This is a genomic window from Nonomuraea sp. NEAU-A123 (assembly GCF_018603905.1).
Lineage (GTDB): Bacteria > Actinomycetota > Actinomycetes > Streptosporangiales > Streptosporangiaceae > Nonomuraea.
Genome location: NZ_JAHFZZ010000023.1, coordinates 21,137 through 43,087 on the forward strand (window position 1 = coordinate 21,137; position 21,951 = coordinate 43,087).

Sequence of the window (21,951 nt, forward strand, 5' to 3'; positions counted from 1 at the left end):
TGGCGATCAACGCCGGCCGGGGCCGGCTTTGATCAACCTGGCGGCTAGCGGATGGCCCTCAGACCGGGGAGCACTCGGTCGGCGTAGTCGAACAGGGCCTGGTTCTCCCAGCCGTTGCCCGAGGACGGGTCGGTGGGATCCCAGCCGTTGCCCGGCACTCCGGTCCAGGTCGCCTCCCAGTAGAACAGGCCGAGGCCCCGCCCGTTCGGCACCGCCCTGACGATGTCGCTCACCGCGCGCATCAGCGCGGCCTGGCCCTCGGGGGTGGCGGGATAGCCGGGGTACGGCTCGGCGGAGGTGATGATGTTCGCCCAGCCGTCCTTGTCGGCCGTGGTGAAGGGGTAGGCCGTCTCCGCCACGAACACCGGCTTGCCGTATCGGGTGGCGACGTCGTTGATGTTCGCCTGGAACGCCTCCAGCGTGCCGTGCCAGAACGGGTAGTACGACAGCCCGATCACGTCGTAACGGATGCCGTTGGCCGCCGCGTTGTCGAACCACCACCGGTACAACCCGTTGTCACCCCCGTCGGCCAGGTGGATCGCCACCTTGGTACGCGGGGAGACCGCCTTGACCGCGTCATAGGCCGCGCCGAGCAGCCCCGCCATGCCCGGCCAGTTGTCGTAGCGGCCGTCGGGCCACAGCAGCCCACCATTGAGCTCGTTGCCGGTCTGCACCATGTCGGCCGTCGTGCCCTGTCTGCGCAGCGCGTTCAGCACATCGTAGGTGTGCTGGTAGACGGCCTGTTTGAGCTGCTCGTACGGCAGCGCGGCCCAGGTCGCGGGCTTGTTCTGCTTGCCGGGGTCGGCCCAGCTGTCGGAGTAGTGGAAGTCGACCAGCAGGCCCAGGCCAAGCGCCTTGGCCCGCTTGGCGATGGCCAGGACGTGCGCCTTGTTGTTGTAACCGTCGGCGGGGTCGACCCACACCTTCAGCCGGATGTAGTTGAGGCCGCCGTCGCGCAGGATGCGCAGGGCGTCGCCTCGCCGGCCGTTCTCGTAGCGGTAGACGCCGCCCAGGGCCTCCGACTTGGCCAGGCTGGAGATGTCGGCGCCGCGGATCTGCAGCGGGCGCTCGGCCCGCGCCGGCGACGCCAGGGCGGCGACGCACAGCAGCGCGGTGAGCAGGTGTAACAGGGCCCGTTTCATGGTTGTCTCCTACGGTTCGTTCACCACGGACACACCGCCCGCGGGGACCTCGCCCGTGAAGGGGGCGCCGGTGAGCAGGTCCGTGCCTGTCAGGTCGGTCACCGTGACGGGCGCGTCGCCGTGGTTGATGAGGAAGGCGCAGGCGCCCCGCCGTACGAGCTCCAGGGTGTCGGGCAGGTCGCGCGGCCGGGAGACGCCCGCGCGGTCGAGCACCTCGCCGAGCAGGGCGCGCAGGTCGTCGCCGCCGAGTGCGGCGGCCAGGTAGCTCGCGGTGCCGCCGCCGAACGCGTTGGCGGTCATGGCCGGATGGCCGGCGTCGGGGCCGTCGGTGAAGTGCCGCATGGCCACCGCGCGTTCGAGGCGGACCCGCTCGGACCAGATCCGGCCGGTGGCCCCGCCGGTGAGCGTCACGGTCTCCAGCTCGCGCAGCGGGTGGAACTCCTCGACCGACAGCCCGAGCACCTCGCGCAGCGCGCCGGGGTAGGCGCCCGCGTGGACGGTGTCGTTCTCATCGACGATGCCGGAAAAATACGACACGAGCAGGTGGCCGCCCGACTCGACGTAGCGCTGCAGGTTCTTGGCCGAGCTGTCGGCGAGCAGGTACGAGCTCGGCACGACAACCAGCCTGTATCCCGAAATATCGGCGGAAGGGTGGACGAAGTCCACCGTGACATGCTCCCGCCAGAGCGCCTCGTAGAAGGCGTCCACCCGCTCGCGGAAGCGCAGATCGCCCGAGGGACGCCATTCCAGCTCCAGCGCCCAGTACGACTCCCAGTCCCAGACCATCGCCACCTCGCTCGTGACGCGCCCGTCCTTGACCGGGGCCAGCCGGCGCACGTCGGCGCCGAGCGAGACGACGTCGCGCCAGATCTGCGAGTCGGTCCCCGCGTGCGGGATCATCGCCGAGTGCCACTTCTCGGCGCCGTACCGTGAGGCCCGCCACTGGAAGAACAGCACCGAGTCGGAGCCCCTGGCGACGTGGGCGAGGCTGTTGCGGCGCATCTCGCCGGGACGCTTGGCGATGCCGCGCGGCTGCCAGCTGATCGCGCTCGTCGAGTGCTCCATGAGCAGCCACGGCCCGCCGCCGGCCAGGGAGCGGCTCAGGTCGGCCGACATGGCGAGCTGGATGTGGTTGTCGGGCTGCTCGCCGTTCAGGTAGTGGTCGTTGGCGATGACGTCCAGCTCGGGGGCCCATCGCCACAGGTCCATCGACTTGCAGTTGACCGTGCCGGCGAAGTTGGTGGTGACCGGTTTGCCGCTCTGGCGCAGGATGTCGCGCTGCAGCCGGTAGTGCGACAGGTGCTCCTCGTTGGCGAAACGGGCGTAGTCGAGGCGCTGCGCCGGGTTGACCACGGTATGACTCCACCGGGGCGCGTCGATCTCGTCCCATTCGCCGTAGTGCTGACCCCAGAAGGCGGTGCCCCAGGAGGTGTTGAGCGCGTCGAGGCTCTCGTACCGGTGCCGGAGCCAATCGCGCCAGGCGGCCACGCTCGACTCGCAGTAGCACTCGCCGAGCGGCGCCCCGTACTCGTTGTGCACATGCCACATCACCACGGCGGGATGCTCGCCGTAGCGGGCAACCAGCCGCTCGGCCAGCCGCGCGCTGGCCGCCCGGAACGCCGGGTGGCTGGAGCAGGCGGTCTCACGCGCGCCCGCGCCGACGCGTACGCCCTCGCGGGTCATGGGGGAGGCGTCGGGATACTTTCTGGAGAACCAGGCGGGCGGGACCGTGGTCGGGGTGCCCAGGTTCACCGAGATGCCCGCGTTGTGCAGGCGGTCGATGATGGTGTCGAGCCAGCCGAACTCGTACACCCCCTCGGCGGGCTCCATCAGCACCCACGCGAAGATGCCCAGGCTGACCAGGTTCACCCCGGCCTGCCGCATCAGCCGCACGTCCTCTTCCTGCACCTCCAGCGGCCACTGCTCGGGGTTGTAGTCCCCGCCGAACGCGATGCCCTCGGGCATATAAGTCCCCCTTTTTGATAATTTGTCAGGCCTTAACGGCGCCGCTGCTGAGGTCGGTGCGCCAGAACCGCTGCATCGTGAGGAAGAGCGCGATCAGCGGAATCAGCGCAAGGAACGTCCCGATGAGGATGAGGTTGTAGAGACTCGGGTGGTTCGCCCCCGCGGCCAGCATCGTGTAGAGCCCGACCGTCAGCGGGAACTTGCCGTCGTCGCCGAGCATGATGAACGGCAGCAGGAAGTTGTTCCAGATGGCCACGAACTGAAACAGGAAGATGGTCACCATCCCCGGCCCCATCAGCGGCAGCGCCACCCGGGTCAGCAGCGTCCAATGCGAGGCCCCGTCGATGCGCCCGGCTTCGAGCAGCGAGTCGGGGATGGCCGCGCCGGCGTACACACGGGCGAGATAGATGCTGTACGGATGCAGGATCTGCGGCAGCAGAACCGACCAGTACGTGTCCGCCAGCCCGACCTTCGCGAACAGCAGATACTGCGGGATCGCCAGCACCACCGCGGGCACCAGGATGCCGCCGATCAGGATGTTGAAGATCAGGTTCCGGCCGGCGAAGCGGTACTTGGCCAGCGTGTAGCCCGACACCGCGGACACGGCGGTCGACAGCAGCGCCCCGCCACCGGCGTACAGGAGGGTGTTGAGCATCCACAGCCAGAACACCCCCTCCCGATAGGCGGCGAGATCGGCGAGGTTCTGGAAGAACCCGGTGCCGAGCGAGAAGGTCGAGCTCGAGAACAGCTCGCCGGACGTCTTGGTGGCCGCGATCACCACCCAGCTCACCGGGAACAGGCAGTACACCGAGCCGATCAGCAGGATCCCGGTCGGGGCCAGGCCGAGCGGCGCGTACGCGGCGCGGGCGCGGGCGCGGGCCATCACGCCTCCCCGAACGCGTGGTTCTTCACCACGCGCAGGAACCCGAACGACAGCACCAGCGAGATCCCGGCGATCACCACGGCCGTGGCCGCCGCCGCGTACAGGTCACCGGTCACGAAGGCGTCCCGGTAGATCTTCATCAAGGGACTCCAGGTCGAGCTGATGGTGTTCGTGAGCGGCCGGAGCGTGGTCGGCTCGGTGAACACCTGGATCGTGGCGATGATCGAGAAGACGGTGACCAGGATGATCGCCGGGGCCAGGATCGGGATCTTGATCCGCAACGCGATCTGCAGCTCCGACGCGCCGTCGATGCGCGCCGCCTGGTACAGGTCCTGAGATATCGCCCGCAGGTTCGTGTAGAGCACCAGCATGTTGAAGCCCGTGCCGCCCCAGACCGCCACGTTGGCCATCGAGTACACGATCGCGCTCTGGCTCAGCGGCGCCACCCCGAACAGCTCGCTGATCGGGCTGACGCTCGGCAGGTAGAGGAAGCCCCACATCAGGCTGGCGGCCACGCCCGGCACCGCGTACGGCAGGAAGATCGCGATCCGGGAGAAGCGGGCCAGCCGCACCCTCGCGGCGTCCAGCATCAGCGCGAACACCAGCGCGAGCCCCAGCATCACGGCCAGGACCAGCACGGCGTAGCCGAGCACCCGCAGCCAGCCGGCCCACAACTCGCCGTCGCCGATGGCGGCGACGTAGTTGTCGAGCCCCACGAAGATCTCCCGCTTCGATCCTTTTCCGAGGCCGAGCCCCGAGACCTTGGTCCGGCGCAGGCTGAGGTAGACGGTGTAGCCGATCGGCAGGGCCAGGAACAGGGCGAACAGCGTCACAGCCGGGGTCAGGAACAGGTACGGGGCCCAGCTCTTCCTCGTCGTCATTGGGCGAGCTTGAAGCCGGACTTCGTCATGTCCGCGACCGTGGCGTCCTGGACACTCTGGAGGGCGCCGCTGAAGGAGGTCTTGTTCAGCGCGGCCTTGTCGAAGGCGTCCTTGAAGGCGTTGTAGGCCACGTTGACGTTCGGGCCGAAGGTGAAGCCGCGCGCTCCCGCGCCGAACCCGGCCGCCTGCTTCCAGAAGTCGGGCACGTTCGAGAAGTACGCGGGCGGCTCGGAGAGCAGGTCGGCGCCCTTGGTCGCGGCGGGATAGAGGGAGCCCTCTTTAACCAGCAGGGCGAGCGCCTCAGGATCGCTGTTGAGCCAGGTGGCGAACTTGGCCGCGGCCTCCTTGTTCTTGGAGCCCGCCGACACCGAGACGGCCGAGCCGCCCCAGAAGCCGCTGAAGTTCTCGCCGGCGTTCCACTGCGGCAACTGCGCGATCGCCCACTTGCCCTTGGCCTTGGGCGCGTTGCTCGACAGCGGGCCGGGCGCCCAGATGGCCGACGGCCAGGTCAGCAGCTTGCCGTCGTTCAGGGCCTTGTTCCACTCGGGGGTGAAGTAGGGCATGCTGTCGATGACGCCCTCCTTGACCAGGCCGCCCCAGTAGTCGGCGAGCTTCTTGGTGGGCTCGTCGTTGATGGCGACCTTCCACGCCTCGCCGCTGATCGACCACCACTGCCCGCCCGCCTGCTGGGCGAGGCCGGCGAAGGAGCCCGGGTCCTTGCTGGAGAACGTGCCGAGGTACACCTTGGAGTCCTTCGCGTGCACGGCCCTGGCCGCGTCGGCGTACTCCTGCCAGGTCTTCGGTACGGCTATGCCGTACTTCTTGAACAGGTCGGCCCGGTAGTAGAGCAGCATCGGGCCGCTGTCCTGCGGGATGCCGTAGACCGCGTCGGTGCCGAGTGTGACCAGCCCCCAGATACCCTCGCTGAACTGCGCCTTGACCGGATCCGCCGCCGGCTTGATGTCCGCCACCGCTTCGGCGGCCACGAACGACGGCAGGGCCTGATACTCCGCCTGGACGAGGTCCGGCGGGTTCCCGGCCTTGGCGGCGGTGAGGAACTTGGTGGCCGAGTCGTCCCCGCCCGCCTGGGTGCTGGAGGTGACCTGGATGTCGGGATGCGCCGTGTTCCAGACCGCGACGATCTTGTCCATGCCGGGCACCCAGTTCCAGTAGGTCAGGGCGACCTTCTGGGCGGCGGGGCTCGATGCGGCGGGGCTCGATGGGGCGGCGCTCTGCTGGGCGCCACCACTGGAGCAGCCGGCCACGAGGGTGGCAGCTGCGGCTACAGCGGCAAGCCTGTTCATCTGCATGGGTACCTCGACTTGGGGGGAGTCTGTGAACGTTCACAGCGTGTGTCTGGCCCCTCTGCGCTGTCAACCCTTCGTTACGGGGTCGTTAAATGGGCTAAAAGGTGTGTGCACGTTCACAGTGTTTCGTCTTCGGGCCATGAGATGCTGAACCTGTGAAAAGGCCGACCATCCATGACGTGGCCGCGGTGGCCGGGATCTCGCGCGGCACCGTCTCGCGGGTCCTGAACGGCGACCGTTATGTGAGCCCCGCGGCCCGGATCGCCATCGAACGCGCCATCGCCGAAACCGGCTACGTCGTCAACCGCAACGCCCGCAACCTGGTCAGACAGCGCGCCGGATCGGTGGTCATGGTCCGCTCCGAACCCCACTTCGAGGACCCTAACTACAGCACCACCATCCGCACCTCGATCCGCCTCCTCGGCGAACGCGACCTCTCGCTGGTCATGATGATCGCCAGTGACGACGGGGAGCGCGAACAGGTGCTCCGCTACGTACGCGGCGGCCACGCCGACGGCGTCCTCCTCCTGTCCACCCACGCCGGCGACCCCCTGGTCGACACACTCCACGGCGCCGGCATCCCGGTGGTCTCCTGCGGCGCCGTCATCGGCAGGGAGACGGTGATCCCGTACGCGGCCTGCGACGAACGGGGCGGCGCCCGCCAGATGGCCGAATACCTGGTCTCGCTCGGCCGCAAGAAGATCGCCATGATCACCGGCCCGATGGACACGCCGGGCGGCATCCAGCGCCTCGAAGGCTTCGCCGACGTCCTCGGCCGGAAGGCGTCCAAGAAACTGATCGAACACGGCGACTGGACCCACGCCAGCGGCGAGACGGCCATGGTCCGGCTGCTGGAACGCGTACCAGACCTGGACGCGGTCTTCGCGGCCTCGGACGTGATGGCCTCGGGGGCCCTGCACACGCTGCGGGCGGCGGGGCGGCGGGTGCCTGAGGACGTGGCGGTGGGCGGCTTCGACGACTCGTCGGTGGCGATCTCCACCCATCCGCCGCTGACGACGGTGCGGCAGCCGCTGGGGGATGTGGCCAGGGAGACGGTACGACTACTGCTGGCACTCATTGACGGCGCCGAGCGAGTCGACTCGATCGCCCTACCCACCAGCCTGATCGTCCGCGACTCGGCCTAGCCCCCTAAAGGGCCTTCGCTTCGCTCCGGGCGTTCTTTCTTCCCACCCGTTACCCGATTGGGTGGTTGGCCGTTTGATGCCCGCCCGCCCACAAAGGCCCTCCGCATCGCTCCGGACGTTCTCCCAGGCGGGCTGACGCCCGCCCCCTGAAGGACCTCGCTGCGCTCGGACCGCCTTCCCAGCACGCTTCGCCGGGCTGGCTGGGCGGGGTGGGACCAACGGGCTGGGGTGGCCGAGTCGTCCCCGCCCGCCCTCATCTCCCGGTGGGGTACGTTCTCGCGGCCCACGGCCGGCGACGGCGTCCGCGAGGCCCGCAGCCAGGTCTCCGTGGCCAGTAGTGTGCGGAAATGACAAGAAGCGAGCGGCTCGCGGAGCAGTTGGACCGGCACTGGCGCAAGAACCTGCGGCCGCGGCTGGACGGTCTTGCCGATGAGGAGTACTTCTGGGAGCCGGTGCGCGGCTGCTGGAGCATCCGCCCACGTGGCAGGTCGGCCGCACCGATGTCGGCAGGTTCGGGGGAGTGGACGATGGACTTCGCGTCCCCTGACCCGGTGCCGGCGCCGGTGACCACGATTGCCTGGCGGCTGGCGCACATCATCGTCTCGTGCCTGGGCTATCGGGTCGGATGGCACTTCGGCGGCCAGGACGTCGACTCCCAGACATTCGCCTACGCGGGGACCGCTGATGAGGCGCTAAAACAGCTCGATGAGATGTACGGCAGATGGAACGCGGGGGTCCGCGAACTCTCGGACGCCGACCTGGAGAATCCGCCCACGGTGGGTCCCGAGCAGTTTCCCATGGAGGGCATCGTCCTGCACGTCAACAGGGAGCTGATCCATCACGGCGCCGAGATTTCCCTGCTGCGCGACCTCTACCGCTGGCAGGACGGAGCCGTACCGCGCCGAATATGACTTTTCGGTAATCGGCCATCGAGCTTCGGACATGCAGGTAGAAGGCCCCGGTGCACATCAAGCGTCCCACCACAACCCCTTAGATGGGGCCAAAACTCAGCGGAACGCACTTCTCCGATCACAGGATGGGGCCACCTGGGCCACTTGTCACCCGTAGAACCATGGCTGGGCGGGGCGGGACCAAATAGACGTCCACGTAAGGGCGTTCGGCATGCTTGACGCCAACAGTTGCCATCAGTCACCGGACAGCAGGGTTCCGTCCCTAGCCGATCAGGGCGGCCCGCTGTCTCGTCGAGCTGTTCACACGCCCTGCGAGCCGTACCAGCGCCACTCGGTGAGTCGTGGGCGATCAGGGAGAGCCATGCGTCCGGTCGCCCACAGCAGGGTCTCCCAGGCATCAAAATCGATGGCGACGTGGGGAAAGAGCCTCTTGAGGACCCGTTCGCACAGCTCCCTTGGCGGCGACCACTCCAGATTCAGCCCCTGAGCGATGTCATGGATGTGCACGAGGGTCTCAACGACGGCCATTGCGGCGAAGCCCTCTGGAGTCGAGGGCCCGAAGACGTGGTAGGCAACGGTGGTCGAGGGGGCCGTGCGTAGGACGGACGCGAGCAGGCCACCACACGCCTCAAAGATGGTCAAAAGGCCCTCGGGGCCCGAGGCCGGCTCAACGAAGATGACGTTTTCCGGCCCACCGCTTCGGTCACTGCTCGTCCGGAACGGCAACAGCGCGGACATGGGCGGCTTTGCGAGCCCGAACCTCGCGGCGTAAGTGAACAGGTCATCGGCCAGATGCTCGAGCGTCTCCCAACACGTCCACTCGAGCGTTCCCGCCTTGGCCTCCCAGGCGTTGGGATCCGCACCCTTTAGTGTGTCGATGGCCAGAGCGACGACCTGACGTACGTCTTCTCCGTCGACTGCGCTGTCTGCTCCGTGCATGCGAAGGATCGTAACAACGGCCAACTTGAGCCCTGGTCCGCCTGACGCCTAAAGGCCCTCCGCTTCGCTCCGGACGTTCTTCTTTCCCGCCCGTCACCCGATTCGGTGCCAGCCGCCCCGCACGGATAACAAGCCTGTGACCAGGGCAGATTCACCTCTGTCGGGTCCTCTTGCGGGGAGGAGACCACAGATGGACCAGAACAAGGTGACGGAGTTCCTGGGCAGGGCCGTGAGCGACCTGGGGGCGACCGAGGCGGCGGGCTCCGTCGTGATCGGTCACCGGCTCGGCCTGTATCGCGCCCTCGCCGAGGGGCCCGCGACTCCCGAGGAGTTCGCCGAGCGCACCAGGTGCCACCCGCGCTACCTCACCGAATGGCTGCGTGGGCAGGCCGCCGGGGGGTACGTCGGCTACGACGCGGCGACGGGCCGGTTCTCGCTCTCGGAGGAGCAGGCGTACTGCCTGGCCGACCCGGCCGGCCCGAACATACCGGCGGCGTACCTCATCGCGCTGGGCATGCTGCGCGCCGAGCCGCGCATCACCGAGGCGTTCCGCACGGGCGCCGGCTTCGGCTGGCACGAGCACGTGGAGGACGTCTTCGTCGGGTGCGACGCGTTCTACCGGCCGGCCTACGTGGCCGCGCTGGTGTCGAGCTGGATCCCGGCACTCGATGGGATTGAGGAGAAGCTGAAGGCGGGGACCGTGGTCGCGGACGTCGGCTGCGGCCTCGGGTCGTCCTCGATCCTCCTCGCGCAGTCGTACCCGCGTACCACGGTCGTCGGCTCGGACTACCACGCCGAGTCCATCGAGCTGGCCCGCGAGCATGCCGCCGAGGCCGGGGTGGCCGACCGGGTCGACTTCGAGGTGGCCACCGCGCACACCTTCACCGGCACCGACTACGACCTGGTGACGATGTTCGACTGCCTGCACGACATGGGCGACCCGCTGGGGGCCGCCCGGCGGGTGCGGGAAGCGCTGGCTCCGGAGGGCGCGTGGCTGCTGGTCGAGCCGTACGCCGCCGACGCGGTGGAGGAAAACTTCACCCCCGTGGGGCGGCTGTACTACAGCGGGTCCACGTTCCTCTGCGTGCCCAACGCGCTGTCCCAGCCGGGCGGCTACGCGCTGGGCGCGCAGGCGGGCGAGGCGAGGATCCGCGAGCTGAGCCGCGAGGCGGGCTTCACCCGGTTCCGAAGGGCCGCGGAGACCCCGTTCAACCTCGTCTACGAGATCCGACCGTAGGAGGATCGGCCCGCCGTGTGACGGCGCGATCATTCACCCGCCGATGGACGGGTGATCTGCGTCGATGAGTTCGGGCCGCACCAGTTACCCGGCCAAGGTTGTGTGACGGGCCACTAGACGGAGCGGGACAAGATGGACTTCCACGTCAGGGCATTCGGCATGCTTGACGCCCGTCCCCAGTACTCCAGATCGTGATCTTTCCGTTCAGTGTGGCTGGGCAGGCGAGATGGCCGAGTGGCGCATGGGATCAGTGTCATGCCGCGGGCCATGCGGCCAGGGCCAGTTCGGCGGTCTCGGTCAGCTCGGCCGCCGCAGCCCCGTCGCGGGCGCGCTGTGACATGCCCTGGATGATCGCGGCGAAGTACGCGGCCAGCGCACGGGGGTTGGCCGCATCGGACAGCTCGCCGGCCTGTTGCGCCGTGCGTAGGTGGGCTTCGAAGACGTTCAGGTTCTCGTTGCGTATGTTGCGCAGGAACGCCTCCACCTCGGCGTCCTGCGGGGTGACGTTGGTGGCTGCGCTGATCGTCAGGCATCCGGCCGGGTGGGCGGGGTCGGGATAGATGACCGCTGCCTCACGCAGGATGCGGGTGAACGCGGCGTGGGCGGTGGGTTCCTCCTCAAGGGCAACGCCCATGAAAGCGCCCACAGGTGAGCGCCCATAGCTGCGCACCACTTCCTTGAACAGGGACTTCTTATCCCCGAAGGCCGCGTACAGGCTGCCGGGCCTGATGCCCATCGCCTCGGTCAGCTCGCCGATGGAGGTGGCCTCGTAGCCGTGTTCCCAGAACAGACGGGTGGCCGCGGTCAGTGCCGCGGCGCGGTCGAACGCCCTCGGCCGTCCTCGCTTCGCGCGTGTCTCAGTCACGCCGCCATTTTAGAGCGCTCGTTCAAGAAGGCGTGCTATCGTATTTATTGAGTCATCGCTCAACAAATCAGGAGTGGCCAAATGGGAACACGCACACTTGAAGGAAAGATCGCACTGGTCACCGGCGGCAGTCGCGGGATCGGCCGGGCCATCGCGCAACGTCTCGGCCAGGACGGCGCCACCGTCGCGGTCGCCTACGCCCGCGACGAGACGGCGGCGAACGAGGTCGTCGAACGCATCCGCAAGGATGGCGGCCGAGCCTTCGCCCTGCACGCGGAGTTGGGACGGCACGGTGACGCGGCCGCCCTGTGGGCTGCTTTCGACGCCCATGCCGACGAATACACACCTGGCGGAGCCGTCGACATCATCGTCAACAACGCCGGCATCGGCCGCAGCTCTGATCTGGCGTCGCTGACCGAGGACGACTTCGACCAGGTCTTCGCCGTGAACGTCCGCGCACCGTTCTTCATCGTGCAGCAGGGGCTGGAGCGGCTGCGCGACGGAGGGCGGATCATCAACATCTCCAGCGGCGCGGCCCGCCTCGCCATGCCAGAGATCATCGCCTACGCCGCCACCAAGGGCGCGCTCGACACCTTCACCCTCAACCTCGCCAAGGAATTGGGACCCCGAGGCATCACCGCGAACTCGGTGGCGCCCGGCATCATCGACACCGACGTCAACGCAAGCTGGCTACGCGGCAATCCGCAGGCCGAAGCCCAGGCGGCGTCCCTGGCCGCGCTGGGCCGGGTCGGGCAGCCGGAAGACGTGGCTGACATCGTGGCCTTCCTCGCTTCGGACGACGCACGCTGGGTGACCGGCCGGGTGATCGACGCGACGGGCGGTTCTGGGCTGTGAGCCTCTCTCCTTGGGCGGGAGCACCCCGCAGTGATTTCCCGCCTGAGGGGCTAGCTGGAGTACGCAGGCTCTCACACGCCCTGCGTGCCGTACCAGCGCCACTCGGTGAGTTGTGGGCGATCAGGGAGAGTCCGGCCCACCGCTTCGGTCACTGCTCGTCCGGAACGGCAACGGCGCGGACATGGGCGGCTTCTCGAGCCCGAACCTCGCGGCGTAAGTGAACAGGTCATCGGCCAGATGCTCGAGCGTCTCCCAACACGTCCACTCGAGCGTTCCCGCCTTGGCCTCCCACGCATGGAGATCTGCACCCCTTAGTGTGTCGATGGCCAGAGCGACGACCCGGCGTACGTCTTCTCCGTCGACTGTGCTGTCTGCTCCGTGCATGCGAAGGATCGTAACAACGGCCACCACGGACCCTAGTCCGCCCGGCTCCTCCCGCCCGTTACCCGATTCGGTGGTTGGCCATCTGATGCCCACCCGCCCAAAAAGGCCCTCCGCTACGCTCCGGACGTCCTCCCAGGCGGGCTGATGCCCGCCCCCTGAAGGACCTCGCTACGCTCGGACTGCCTGCCAAGCACGCTTCGCCCGGTCGGCTGGGTGGAGCGGGACCAAGCAGATACGTGGCGCCGAGGGTGCCAGATGAACGTGGACCAGGTCTAGTTCCACTCCGTCGACCTCGGTCGGCAGCTGACACACCGCGTGCGACCAGGGGCGCCTCTGATCGTGCTGTATCTCCGGTACCCGGATCAGCGGTCCACGCACGAACCACACCAGGTGGCAGCCGTCGTGCTTGGATGTCCCTGAGAATCCGCGCATGCCTAGCACCTGCACAGCCCACATCAGGGCGCGAAACTTAGCCTCCTGGACACCGAGCGCGTGAAGGTCGAGTTCGGCCAGCCTGGGGATCTGCCGACGCAGTCCAGTGTCGTCTCGGCCGTCGTTGTCGAACTCGTCGTCAGGCGTATTGGATGGCCCCACCCGTAACAGCTCGCTGATCTTCTCTATTCGGCGGAAGTGAGGCCCCCGGTTGGAAAGTGCGTCCAACCGGGGGCGACCTCATCCGCGGAACATTAGGGACGGACGTCCGCAGATGAGGGGATGCCCTGGTGGGGAGGTAGGGGGCAGTTCTCAACCAACCAGGGCGAGGTTGAGAGAGCTTGTTGCGGCCTTCGTCGTTACCGGATTCAACGACGAAGGCCGCCCCGAAGGCCCACTTCAAGAGACAACTTGGCGGCCTGTCTCCCTTTCCCGCTGCTCAGCGGTGGGGGCCGGGGCGTGACCAGCCGTGGCGGTGGCACTCGGCTGGTCACGAGCATCAAGGTTGGCGCTCTAGCTTGGCGTCCAGTTGGTCGAGATCACCGGCAACAAGCGTGAGGGGCATTCCTCCTCGGCGCTGATCGTCAGTCATAGTCGCCGACTTCCGAGCTGCCCCGACGCCGATAGCCAGGTCAGGAAAGATGTCCCACTGATCGAACTTCTCTGCGAGACGTTGGGGGGTCATCTGGGCTCCTGGTCGGGCAGGGAGTGGGGGATCTCAAGGTCGCACCACACGACGCGGCGGCCGAGCGGAGTGACGTATGTGCCGCACCGCATGGAGAGCCTGCTTACGATGTCGAGGCCGCGGCCCGACTCGGCCTCAGCCTGCGGAGACTGGCCAGGGATGAATCGTGGCTCTGGAGCCGGGACACCTGGGTCAATTACCTCCAGACGGATGAAGCCGTTCCCGTAGCCCATCCGTAGTTTGAGCCAGTCGCGCTGCCGGCCTTGCGGCACGTGCACACAGGCGTTCGTCACCAGTTCGGAGACGACTTGGAGTACGTCGTCCCGTACCGGGTCACTGGCGGCAAGCCATATCTTGATCGCTTGCCGCGCATGCCAGGGCGCTTTGACATTTCGACGTAGCGTTATGAACGTCGATACGACAATTTCCGCTGTTTGTGCTGGCATAGAATCACCCACTATGTCTGGGTTCGATATGCGGCCCGCATCACAACGAGGGCAGAGTTGTCCTGTTATGAGCGACTGAACCGCCGTCCTTTGTTCCCCGAAGGGCATTTCCAAGAATGCTCTGGGCCAGGTAGTTTTGGGATAGGGCGGCAGCGACACCTTTCAACAATTCTGTTGCGGCTGTTGTTGTTGCCGTCCGCAACTCCTGTTGTCCCTCTGAACGGAGTGTCGAAATGCCAGCAGGGCCAGACCTACCGCCGGCCACCTCCCCAGAGGTGATTTTCGGCCTTGAGTTGCGCAGGCTGCGCAATGCTCAGGGCTGGTCGCTAGAAGCGTTCGGATCCAGGGTCGGGTACTCCGGGACGATGATCGGTTACTACGAGCTTGCGAAGCGGCCAGTGCCCGAGGAGTTCGTGACGCGCGCCGAAGAGGTTCTAGGACTCCGGGGGGAACTGGTGGCGCTCTGGAAAGAGATCAATCCGAAGGTCGCGCCGAAGTGGTTCAGGGAGTGGCCGAAGATCGAGGCGGCGGCCCGGACCATACGGAGCTGGGAACCGCTCATTGTGCCGGGCCTGCTGCAAACAGCTGACTATGCTCGTGCTGTTCTGCGGGGCAGGCCAGGAGCGACCGAAGAGGAGGTCGAGCAGGCGCTTGAGGCGCGGCTCCAGCGGCAAACCATCTTCGACCGGCCTACGTGTCCCATGTTCACCGGTGTCATGGATGAGGGCGTCTTGCATCGTCAGATCGGCGGACGCGAGGGCATGCGGCAACAGCTTGAGCGGCTGCTGTCGCTGACCGACCATCCGAAGATCACGATTCAGATCGTCCCGCTTGAGACCGAACAGACCACGGGCCTTCTCGGCGGCTTCGCCATCGCACAGCTACCCAATGCGCAGCACTGGGCTTACCTGGAGTCTCCATCCAGCGGCCAAGTAACCGATCGCGCGGAAGAGGTGCAGGCTATTAGCCTGAGGTACGAAACGATCCGTGCATGGGCACACCCCTTGCATGTCACCAAGAACGTGCTGCGCGAGATGCTAGGGAGGTATGAGCATGAATGAGGAGCTGTCCGAGGAACTGGCCGGCGCCGCATGGCGTAAGGCCAAGGCATCGGGCTCGAACAACGGCAACTGTCTGGAGGTTGCCCCGCTGTCCGGTGGGCGTGTCGGTATTCGCGACACTGAGGCTCCCGACCAGGCCCCGTACGTCGTCACTGCTCCCGTGTGGGAAGCTTTCAAAGACGGCGTCCGAAAGGGCGAATTCGACTTCTAATGGCACGCAAAGCTCCCGATGTTACATCGGGGGCTTTGCTATTGCTATATTCTGGTTTGTCTTGTTGGTTGTGCCACAAACAATCGCCACATCTGGCCTAACTTGAATTAGGCATCTAGCGTCAGGTGGAGAACGGTCCCCTACATGGAGGCTCAAATGACCTTGACGCAAGATCAGCCTGTACGCCCGTGGGGTTTGGGCCGGATGGCCAAGCCTTCCCCGGTGGGACCACCGGAGTACGCCACCGTCGAATTCGACCCCGCAACCCAGCTCACCCACTTCTACGACGCCGGGGGCGAGATCGTGGACATGCAGAGGGGCACGGTGACCAAGTCGCCAAAGAACCAGGGGAACGACGGCACGGGCGGCCCGCTAGTTTCAGACGATTCCGACGACTGATGTCGCGCACCCCGCGCACCGTGTTGGTCGTCACGTCTCCAGCGGACGAGACGGCCAACACGGTCATTCGAGCCTTGCAGGAGCGCAGGGCGCACGTGGCTCGCGTTGATCCAGCCGACATCGGGGCAGGGCTGACATTCAGCGCCCGCATCGGGGACGGCCGCGACTGGTGGAGTGGCCAACTGGTGACGCCAAGCCGCAAAGCACCCCTGGAAGAGATAGGGGCGGTCTACTATCGTCGGCCGAGCCCTTTGCGCAGCGACGCCACCGACGAACAGGCCCGGTTGTTCGCGATCAACGAGGCCCGTCACGGGCTGGGTGGCCTGTTGAGAAACCTACCGAACGGCCGCTATGTCAACCACCCCGGGGCGACAGAAAGAGCAGATTTCAAGATTGCTCAGTTGCGGGTGGCAGCCCGCCTCGGCATGCGCATTCCCAATACGCTCGTAACGAACGATCTGGACGCTGCTCGAGAATTCGCCCTCAAGCATGTGCAGGTCATCTACAAGTCATTTCGATCGGTCCCGGCCGCCCCGGACGGCCGCGTGGGTGCGATATGGACACAGCGCGTAAATCCGGATGAATTGGACCACTCGGTATCCATGACGGCGCACATGTTCCAGGAAAAGATCCAAAAGTCGAGTGACGCCAGAGTGACCGTAGTCGGTCGCCAGGTGTTCGCCACTAGGATTACGCACCCGGACGATGCCGTCGACTGGAGGGAGGGAGACTGGGACGATCTGATGTATGGCCACATTGACGTGCCCGAAGTGATCAAGAGTGCTCTATACGCCTACCTCGGACATTTTGGCCTTGTATTCGGATGTTTTGACTTTGCCCTCGAAGACGGCGAATTTGGCGAAGCCTGGACATTCATGGAGTGCAATCCAAACGGCCAGTGGGCGTGGCTTCCAGATTTCGGCACGATAGCGCAGGCCTTCGCCGACGTACTACTTGAAGGATGGTGGCCATGAGCGACACGGCCGCAACGCTCCGCCTCGAACTGGCAGACAAAATAGGGTCTGTCAGTTGGCGAAAGGCACTGGAGACGGTGCCCCGCGAACGGTTCTTGGGAGAAGCTGTTTATCGCCCCGACAAGAACCGATTCGGCTGGTGGACACCCGTCCGCCGCGCCGACGCACCCGAGGGCGCATGGCTCGCCCTGGCATACGCCAACGAGACATGGCCGACTCAGGTTGAGGGACTCCTGGCTGAAGACTCGACACGGCCCGTATCTGGGTACCCGTCGTCATCATCCACGCTTCCCGGCCTGGTCGTACGGATGCTTGAGGCCGCCGAGATCGAGGAGGGCAACAAGGTCCTGGAGATCGGAACAGGCACGGGCTACTCAACCGCGCTGATGTGTCAGCGACTTGGAAACGACGCCGTCTTTTCGATCGAGTACGACCCGCTGGTTGCCGCCCGCGCCCGTGACGCGATCACGGGTGCAGGCTACGCTCCCACGCTGGTGGAGGGCGACGGGCTGCGCGGGTACGCAGAGAACGCCAAATACGATCGGCTCATCGCGACCTGCTCTGTCCGCACGATCCCCCGGGAGTGGCCGCAACAGATTCGTGTCGGGGGGACCATCACAGCTCCGTTGTCAGGATGGATGGGTGAGACCGCGTTCGCGCATCTCACCGTGGCCGACGACGGCACGGCGAGCGGCCGTTTCCTTGAAGATGACCTCTCCTTCATGACCGCCCGATCACACCTGCCCCCGCCGCGTCCGCCGTTGGTGAGGGGTTTGGGGATTGCCCGCGAGTCCAGAGTCGATCCGTCGGTCCTCCAGGACAGAACAGCTCTATGGGTCGCCCAGCTCGCCATTCCGCAGGCGCAAGTTGCCTGGGGCGATGGCGCCACGTTCCTCGTCGACGCCAGCACCGGTTCGCGGGCCGAAGCCCAACCAGATCCCGCAGGTGGATGGACTGTGCGCCAGCACGGACCGCTCAAACTGTGGGACGCGGTCGAGAAGGCCATCGAAACGTGGCAGGAAGCAGGCAGCCCGCATAAGTCTGGCTTCGGGCTCACGGTCACCCGTGAGGGCCAGCGGGTGTGGCTTGGTAACCCTGCTGGGCCGAACTGGAGTCTGCCGGCGTAGAAGGTCTCTGCTCGAAGTCGAAAACGAGCCTGGCAGCTCTCACGGCCTTTCGGAGGCCGGCTCCTCCACGATGGCGAAACGGTCGGCGAACGCAGCTCTGTTGGCGGAATCGGGTGAGCGGTCCCAGACCGCGAAGACAACCCGTTCGAACACAGTCGAGAATGCGCCGCCTGCGGTGAGATGGTGGTGAAATGCCTCGGCGACGTGGCGCGGGTCGTTGCGGAACACCCCGCATCCCCAGGCACCGAGCACCAGTTGGCGCGCGCCGTGGTGAGCGGCCACGGCCAGTACTCGTTCCGCACGCTGGTGGAGCACACGCTGGATTCGGTTCCGCGCGCTCGGCTCACGGCGCAGCACTTGTCCGGCATTGGGAGCGGGGCAGGTCAGGAACGAGACCGGATATGGCTCGGTCAGCAATCGGCCGTCGTCGTCGCGGTGCACGGGAACGTCGGGGGACCAGATGACGCGGTGACTGTAGAGCAGGTCAGGGGAGTCGCGGTGGGCGGCGTAGAAGTCGGGAGCCTGAAGGAGGCAGGGATACAACAGAGCGTTGCGACAGAGATCCTCTTCCTGTGCTTTGGCGCCGCCGAGGTAGCCACCTCCGGGGTTACGGGCCGAGGCGAAGTTCAAAACGGCGATCCGGTCGGCCCCGGCAAGGTGCAGCCGTCGCGCGGCCTGAAGGCTGCCCTCGGGCGTCACCTCGAAAGACGTCCGGTGACCGGTCGCTGTGTGGGGCACATCGACGAGCCCGTCCGGTGGATGGCTCACGGTGCCGGAGACCGCTGCCTCCAGCGCCGGGCCCACGACGACGATGGTGCCATCATCGGTCGTGTACTGGCCATCGGTGATGATCTGGGCGTTGACGGCCGCGATCCCACGCAATCTTCTGCTCACGCGTCCGCATGCTAGGCCGTGACCATCTCACCGGGCGAACAGTTTTGCCCGGCTAAGAATCGCCACGCACGCCCGTCCCGCTGACCCACCTGGTCGAGGAGTCGCGCCGCCCGGGCCGATCGAGGCCGACGAACACGCCGTACTCTGCCAGACCCTGTAGGCGTCCTCCACCGACATCACCGAGCAGACCGCATCGTGGGTGCGCCCGCGGGCACCGTACCGCAGCAGACGCCAGGATGTAAGGGAGGTGCAAGTGATGAGAAAGCATCAAAGTGACAATTGTCGCGATTGCTAATATTCGCGCGTCCCTGACCACTTCCTCTCAGCTCGCCCTCCCACGGTTCATCGAGCAGATTCCAGGTGGCCGGGCCGACAGGACAGGGTAGTCATGGCCACACGACGAGAACTTCTGCGCTACCGGTTCGACAACAGCATGTCGAAAGGCACACCGGCACTCATTGGCTGGCTCGCGCTGGTCACCGTCGTCATGGTCACGGTGTTCGCGGGCCTGTCCATGCTCTTCGCCGACAAGGACGTACACGATAGCTGGTACGAAGCGCTGTGGGGCAGCCTCATGCGCGCGATGGACGCCGGCACCGTGGCGGGCGACAACGAGGGCAGCGCGATCTTCACGATCCTCGGGTTCACCATCACGATCGGCGGCCTGCTCATCGTCTCCAGCCTCATCGGCGTGCTCACCACCGGCCTGGACAACAAGCTGACCGAGCTGCGCAAGGGCCGCTCCAGAATCGTCGAGTCCGGCCACACGGCGCTGATCGGCTGGTCGGACCAGATCTTCACGATCATCCCGGAGCTGGTCGAGGCCAACGAGAGCGAGGCCAAGTCCTGCATCGCCATCCTCGGCGACGGCGACAAGCTGGAGATGGAGGAGGAACTGCGCGCGCGGGTCGGCGACACGGGCAAGACCCGGATTGTCGTACGCAGTGGCAGCCCGGCCGAGCCGTCCGACCTCGACCTGCTCAGCCTGGACACCGCCCGCTCGATCATCGTGCTCTCGCCGCCCGGCGAGGACTCCGACGCGCACGTCATCAAGACGTTGCTCGCGCTGACCAACCGCAACTGGCGCAGGCGACGCCCGCCGATCATCACCTCGGTAATCGACACCAACAACCTGGCCGCCGCCAAGCTGGCCGGAGGCGGCCACGCACAGGTGGTCGACAGCGATGACATCGCCTCACGGCTCATCGTCCAGACCTCCCGCCAGTCGGGCCTGTCGGTGGTCTGCACAGATTTGCTGGACTTCGGCGGCGACGAGATCTACATGCGGGCCGAGCCGAAGCTGACCGGCTTCCCGTACGGGGAGGCGCTGTTCGCCTACGGGACCGCCTCCCTGATCGGGATCCGGCACGGCGACGGCTCGGTGGTACTGAACCCGCCGATGGACACCCTGATCATGGACGGCGACCAGATGATCATGATCGCTGAGGACGACTCGACCATCCGGCTCGTCCGCAGCTTCCCGCCCATCGTCCAGCAGGCGATCACCCACCCCGCCCGCCAGCCCACGCCCCCGGAACGCACGCTCCTACTGGGCTGGAACGATCGCGCCCCGAAGATCGTCGCCGAGCTCGCTCAGTACGTCTCTCCCGGCTCGGCGCTGAACATCGCGGCCAGCGTCATCGAGAACACCGAGCACCTGGACCGGCTCACCGTCGAGCTACGCGACCTGGTGGTGAACGTCAAGGAGTGCGACACCACCGACCGTTTCACGCTGGAGTCGCTGGACCCAGGCATGTTCGACCACATCATCGTGCTGGCCGACGGGCACCTGGAGTCGCAGCACGCCGACTCGCGCACCCTGGTCACCCTGCTGCACCTGCGCGACATGGGCTCCCAGACCGGGCAGCGGTTCCCGATCGTCAGCGAGATGAACGACGACCGCAACCGCCGCCTGGGCCAGGTCACCCAGGCCGACGACTTCGTGGTCGGCGACAAGCTGATCAGCCTGCTGATGACTCAGCTCTCGGAAAACCCGCACCTGGGCGCGGTGTTCGACTACCTGTTCGACGCCGAGGGCTCGGAGATCTACCTCAAGCCTGCCACCGACTACGTCCACCCCGGCATGACGGTCAGCTTCGCCACCGTCATCGCCTCGGCGCGGATGCGCGGCGAGACCGCCATCGGCTACCGGCTGCAGGTCGAGTCCACCGCCCCGCCCAATTTCGGCGTGGTGCTCAACCCCGGCAAATCCGACCCGGTAACGCTCGGCCCCCGCGACATGGTCATCGTCCTCGCCGAAGATTGATCCCTTTTCCGGCACGCCCGGTAGAACCAGCGCAGGCACGTTCTAGCGGCGCCAATGGCTGGTCTTACAGTCCCACGCCGAACAGCACGTTCGCCGCGCGTGGCCAGTCGACGGCGAGTGAGATGAACGTGCCGCTGTCTGGGGCGGGTTGGGCACCCCACTGGCCGCGGCCATACGTCACTTCGACCTGCGCCCAGGTGAAGGCGTCGCGGTCCAGGACCGCGCAGGCGGCGAGAGGGTCGTGGAGAAGCTTGCCCTCGGGACGGTGCGAGAGATAGAGGGCCATGGCCTCACGGGCGAGGACGGCGCCGGGCGGGAGATCGGGGGTGGCCAGGAGGCGGGCCTGGAGAGCATTGTCCCAGACGACGCCGTGGGTGACGTTCTTGGAGACCAGGTCGCGGTGGGCGATGCGCTCGGAAGCCAGGGCGGTGAGGGTGGCCTTCTTGTCCCCGCCGAAGTTGAAGGTCTCGCATTGGGTACGGCCGGCGAATTTCGAGAGGCGGTGCTCGGGCGGGACGAGGTTGTCGCCGGCGAAACCGCCCTGGGCGACCCAGCGGGGGATGGCCAGGCCGGGGTGGTGGAGCAGGAACTGGCGGAGGTTGTGCAGCGGTGCGCCGGTGAGGAGAACAGCGTGGGGGGCGGCAGTGAAGGCGGCGGCAAGGATTTCGTGGGCGACGCCGTCGGGACGGGCCGCTGGAAGTGGGCCGAGCCAGTTGTGGTGGAAGGCGGAGACGGCATCGGCGGGACTGTCGGCGTGGCGAGCGCCGACCGGAACGCCGACGCCGAGGCGGTTCAGCAACTCGCGTACGACCGCGAGTTGGGCGCCGGTGCCGGGATTCACGGTAACGGCGGCGAGCCGGACGCGAGGGTGAGTGGCGAGCAGACACAGGGTCAACGCGTCGTCGGGGTCGCGAGTCTCCATGTCGAAAACGACACAAACGG

General features: G+C 66.6%; 20 protein-coding genes. 10 read left to right on the forward strand and 10 right to left on the reverse strand.

Annotated elements, in window-relative coordinates; translation table 11 throughout:
- Window positions 1–44: 44 nt before the first annotated feature.
- The 5 genes from KLK06_RS46095 to KLK06_RS46115 are packed head-to-tail and all read right to left on the reverse strand — an operon-like array spanning window position 45 to window position 6,175.
- On the reverse strand, window positions 45–1,142 hold the full coding sequence (locus KLK06_RS46095) for an arabinogalactan endo-1,4-beta-galactosidase (protein WP_214642087.1): 1,098 nt from the start codon (window positions 1,140–1,142) through the stop codon (window positions 45–47).
- A gap of 9 nt (window positions 1,143–1,151) precedes the next feature.
- A complete protein-coding gene (locus KLK06_RS46100) occupies window positions 1,152–3,107 on the reverse strand; it encodes a beta-galactosidase (protein ID WP_214642088.1) in 1,956 nt (651 codons plus the stop codon).
- A gap of 25 nt (window positions 3,108–3,132) precedes the next feature.
- Window positions 3,133–3,990, reverse strand: a complete 858-nt coding sequence (locus tag KLK06_RS46105) for a carbohydrate ABC transporter permease (RefSeq protein WP_214642089.1) — start codon at window positions 3,988–3,990, stop codon at window positions 3,133–3,135.
- Window positions 3,990–4,871: a carbohydrate ABC transporter permease gene (locus KLK06_RS46110; RefSeq protein ID WP_214642090.1), complete on the reverse strand. Its 882-nt coding sequence runs from the start codon at window positions 4,869–4,871 to the stop codon at window positions 3,990–3,992. Before KLK06_RS46110 ends, KLK06_RS46105 begins: the two co-directional genes overlap by 1 nt.
- On the reverse strand, window positions 4,868–6,175 hold the full coding sequence (locus KLK06_RS46115; protein ID WP_250907069.1) for an ABC transporter substrate-binding protein: 1,308 nt from the start codon (window positions 6,173–6,175) through the stop codon (window positions 4,868–4,870). The genes KLK06_RS46110 and KLK06_RS46115 overlap by 4 nt, the downstream gene beginning before the upstream one ends.
- Window positions 6,176–6,333: 158 nt before the next feature.
- Here KLK06_RS46115 and KLK06_RS46120 point away from each other — a divergent pair, with 158 nt between their 5' ends.
- Together KLK06_RS46120 and KLK06_RS46125 are read left to right on the forward strand one after the other, a co-directional pair.
- Window positions 6,334–7,323: a LacI family DNA-binding transcriptional regulator gene (locus tag KLK06_RS46120; protein ID WP_308168749.1), complete on the forward strand. Its 990-nt coding sequence runs from the start codon at window positions 6,334–6,336 to the stop codon at window positions 7,321–7,323.
- A 347-nt stretch (window positions 7,324–7,670) separates the two neighbouring features.
- Window positions 7,671–8,234 carry a DinB family protein gene (locus tag KLK06_RS46125; protein WP_214642092.1) on the forward strand — a complete coding sequence of 188 codons (564 nt, stop codon included), beginning with the start codon at window positions 7,671–7,673 and terminating at the stop codon, window positions 8,232–8,234.
- Between the two features lie 300 nt (window positions 8,235–8,534).
- Here KLK06_RS46125 and KLK06_RS46130 read toward each other — a convergent pair whose 3' ends face one another.
- Complete coding sequence (locus tag KLK06_RS46130; RefSeq protein ID WP_214642093.1) at window positions 8,535–9,173, reverse strand: maleylpyruvate isomerase N-terminal domain-containing protein; 639 nt, start codon at window positions 9,171–9,173, stop codon at window positions 8,535–8,537.
- A 190-nt stretch (window positions 9,174–9,363) separates the two neighbouring features.
- Between KLK06_RS46130 and KLK06_RS46135 the strand changes: the two genes are divergently transcribed.
- Window positions 9,364–10,410, forward strand: coding sequence for a trans-aconitate 2-methyltransferase (locus tag KLK06_RS46135; protein WP_214642094.1), 1,047 nt, complete (start codon window positions 9,364–9,366; stop codon window positions 10,408–10,410).
- Window positions 10,411–10,663: 253 nt separating this feature from the next.
- Here KLK06_RS46135 and KLK06_RS46140 read toward each other — a convergent pair whose 3' ends face one another.
- The gene (locus KLK06_RS46140) at window positions 10,664–11,275 is read right to left on the reverse strand and encodes a TetR/AcrR family transcriptional regulator (RefSeq protein ID WP_214642095.1); all 612 of its coding nucleotides are present in this window, start codon (window positions 11,273–11,275) and stop codon (window positions 10,664–10,666) included.
- A gap of 81 nt (window positions 11,276–11,356) precedes the next feature.
- Here KLK06_RS46140 and KLK06_RS46145 point away from each other — a divergent pair, with 81 nt between their 5' ends.
- Window positions 11,357–12,130, forward strand: coding sequence for a glucose 1-dehydrogenase (locus KLK06_RS46145; RefSeq protein WP_214642096.1), 774 nt, complete (start codon window positions 11,357–11,359; stop codon window positions 12,128–12,130).
- Window positions 12,131–13,627: 1,497 nt separating this feature from the next.
- Here KLK06_RS46145 and KLK06_RS63315 read toward each other — a convergent pair.
- Window positions 13,628–14,185, reverse strand: coding sequence for an ATP-binding protein (locus tag KLK06_RS63315; protein WP_374197192.1), 558 nt, complete (start codon window positions 14,183–14,185; stop codon window positions 13,628–13,630).
- A 125-nt stretch (window positions 14,186–14,310) separates the two neighbouring features.
- Between KLK06_RS63315 and KLK06_RS46155 the strand changes: the two genes are divergently transcribed.
- From KLK06_RS46155 to tgmC, 5 genes are all read left to right on the forward strand, one after another.
- Complete coding sequence (locus KLK06_RS46155; protein WP_250907070.1) at window positions 14,311–15,138, forward strand: helix-turn-helix transcriptional regulator; 828 nt, start codon at window positions 14,311–14,313, stop codon at window positions 15,136–15,138.
- Entirely contained in the window at window positions 15,131–15,349 is a 219-nt protein-coding gene (locus KLK06_RS46160; protein ID WP_214642099.1) for a DUF397 domain-containing protein, read from the forward strand. The genes KLK06_RS46155 and KLK06_RS46160 overlap by 8 nt, the downstream gene beginning before the upstream one ends.
- A 156-nt stretch (window positions 15,350–15,505) precedes the next feature.
- Window positions 15,506–15,748, forward strand: coding sequence for a putative ATP-grasp-modified RiPP (tgmA, locus tag KLK06_RS46165; protein ID WP_214642100.1), 243 nt, complete (start codon window positions 15,506–15,508; stop codon window positions 15,746–15,748).
- Window positions 15,748–16,722 (forward strand): ATP-grasp ribosomal peptide maturase, encoded by a 975-nt coding sequence (gene tgmB / locus KLK06_RS46170; RefSeq protein ID WP_214642101.1) that lies wholly within the window; start codon window positions 15,748–15,750, stop codon window positions 16,720–16,722. Before tgmA ends, tgmB begins: the two co-directional genes overlap by 1 nt.
- Window positions 16,719–17,849: an ATP-grasp peptide maturase system methyltransferase gene (gene tgmC / locus KLK06_RS46175; RefSeq protein ID WP_250907071.1), complete on the forward strand. Its 1,131-nt coding sequence runs from the start codon at window positions 16,719–16,721 to the stop codon at window positions 17,847–17,849. The genes tgmB and tgmC overlap by 4 nt, the downstream gene beginning before the upstream one ends.
- 39 nt (window positions 17,850–17,888) lie before the next feature.
- Here the strand turns inward: tgmC and KLK06_RS46180 are convergent, their stop codons facing one another.
- Window positions 17,889–18,731 carry a TIGR02452 family protein gene (locus KLK06_RS46180; protein WP_250907072.1) on the reverse strand — a complete coding sequence of 281 codons (843 nt, stop codon included), beginning with the start codon at window positions 18,729–18,731 and terminating at the stop codon, window positions 17,889–17,891.
- Between the two features lie 400 nt (window positions 18,732–19,131).
- Here KLK06_RS46180 and KLK06_RS46185 point away from each other — a divergent pair, with 400 nt between their 5' ends.
- Window positions 19,132–21,009, forward strand: a complete 1,878-nt coding sequence (locus tag KLK06_RS46185; protein WP_214642103.1) for a potassium transporter TrkA — start codon at window positions 19,132–19,134, stop codon at window positions 21,007–21,009.
- 64 nt (window positions 21,010–21,073) lie between these two features.
- Here the strand turns inward: KLK06_RS46185 and KLK06_RS46190 are convergent, their stop codons facing one another.
- The gene (locus KLK06_RS46190) at window positions 21,074–21,931 is read right to left on the reverse strand and encodes a nucleoside hydrolase (RefSeq protein WP_214642104.1); all 858 of its coding nucleotides are present in this window, start codon (window positions 21,929–21,931) and stop codon (window positions 21,074–21,076) included.
- Between the last annotated feature and the right edge of the window lie 20 nt (window positions 21,932–21,951).

Bases quoted from the DNA above. Each gene is read 5' to 3' on its own strand.
- KLK06_RS46095 (WP_214642087.1), bottom strand. From the start codon at position 1,142: ATGAAACGGGCCCTGTTACACCTGCTCACCGCGCTGCTGTGCGTCGCC.
- KLK06_RS46100 (WP_214642088.1), bottom strand. From the start codon at position 3,107: ATGCCCGAGGGCATCGCGTTCGGCGGGGACTACAACCCCGAGCAGTGG.
- KLK06_RS46105 (WP_214642089.1), bottom strand. From the start codon at position 3,990: ATGGCCCGCGCCCGCGCCCGCGCCGCGTACGCGCCGCTCGGCCTGGCC.
- KLK06_RS46110 (WP_214642090.1), bottom strand. From the start codon at position 4,871: ATGACGACGAGGAAGAGCTGGGCCCCGTACCTGTTCCTGACCCCGGCT.
- KLK06_RS46115 (WP_250907069.1), bottom strand. From the start codon at position 6,175: ATGAACAGGCTTGCCGCTGTAGCCGCAGCTGCCACCCTCGTGGCCGGC.
- KLK06_RS46125 (WP_214642092.1), top strand. From the start codon at position 7,671: ATGACAAGAAGCGAGCGGCTCGCGGAGCAGTTGGACCGGCACTGGCGC.
- KLK06_RS46130 (WP_214642093.1), bottom strand. From the start codon at position 9,173: ATGCACGGAGCAGACAGCGCAGTCGACGGAGAAGACGTACGTCAGGTC.
- KLK06_RS46135 (WP_214642094.1), top strand. From the start codon at position 9,364: ATGGACCAGAACAAGGTGACGGAGTTCCTGGGCAGGGCCGTGAGCGAC.
- KLK06_RS46145 (WP_214642096.1), top strand. From the start codon at position 11,357: ATGGGAACACGCACACTTGAAGGAAAGATCGCACTGGTCACCGGCGGC.
- KLK06_RS63315 (WP_374197192.1), bottom strand. From the start codon at position 14,185: ATGCCCTTCGGGGAACAAAGGACGGCGGTTCAGTCGCTCATAACAGGA.
- KLK06_RS46155 (WP_250907070.1), top strand. From the start codon at position 14,311: ATGCCAGCAGGGCCAGACCTACCGCCGGCCACCTCCCCAGAGGTGATT.
- KLK06_RS46160 (WP_214642099.1), top strand. From the start codon at position 15,131: ATGAATGAGGAGCTGTCCGAGGAACTGGCCGGCGCCGCATGGCGTAAG.
- tgmA (WP_214642100.1), top strand. From the start codon at position 15,506: ATGACCTTGACGCAAGATCAGCCTGTACGCCCGTGGGGTTTGGGCCGG.
- tgmB (WP_214642101.1), top strand. From the start codon at position 15,748: ATGTCGCGCACCCCGCGCACCGTGTTGGTCGTCACGTCTCCAGCGGAC.
- tgmC (WP_250907071.1), top strand. From the start codon at position 16,719: ATGAGCGACACGGCCGCAACGCTCCGCCTCGAACTGGCAGACAAAATA.
- KLK06_RS46185 (WP_214642103.1), top strand. From the start codon at position 19,132: ATGGCCACACGACGAGAACTTCTGCGCTACCGGTTCGACAACAGCATG.
- KLK06_RS46190 (WP_214642104.1), bottom strand. From the start codon at position 21,931: ATGGAGACTCGCGACCCCGACGACGCGTTGACCCTGTGTCTGCTCGCC.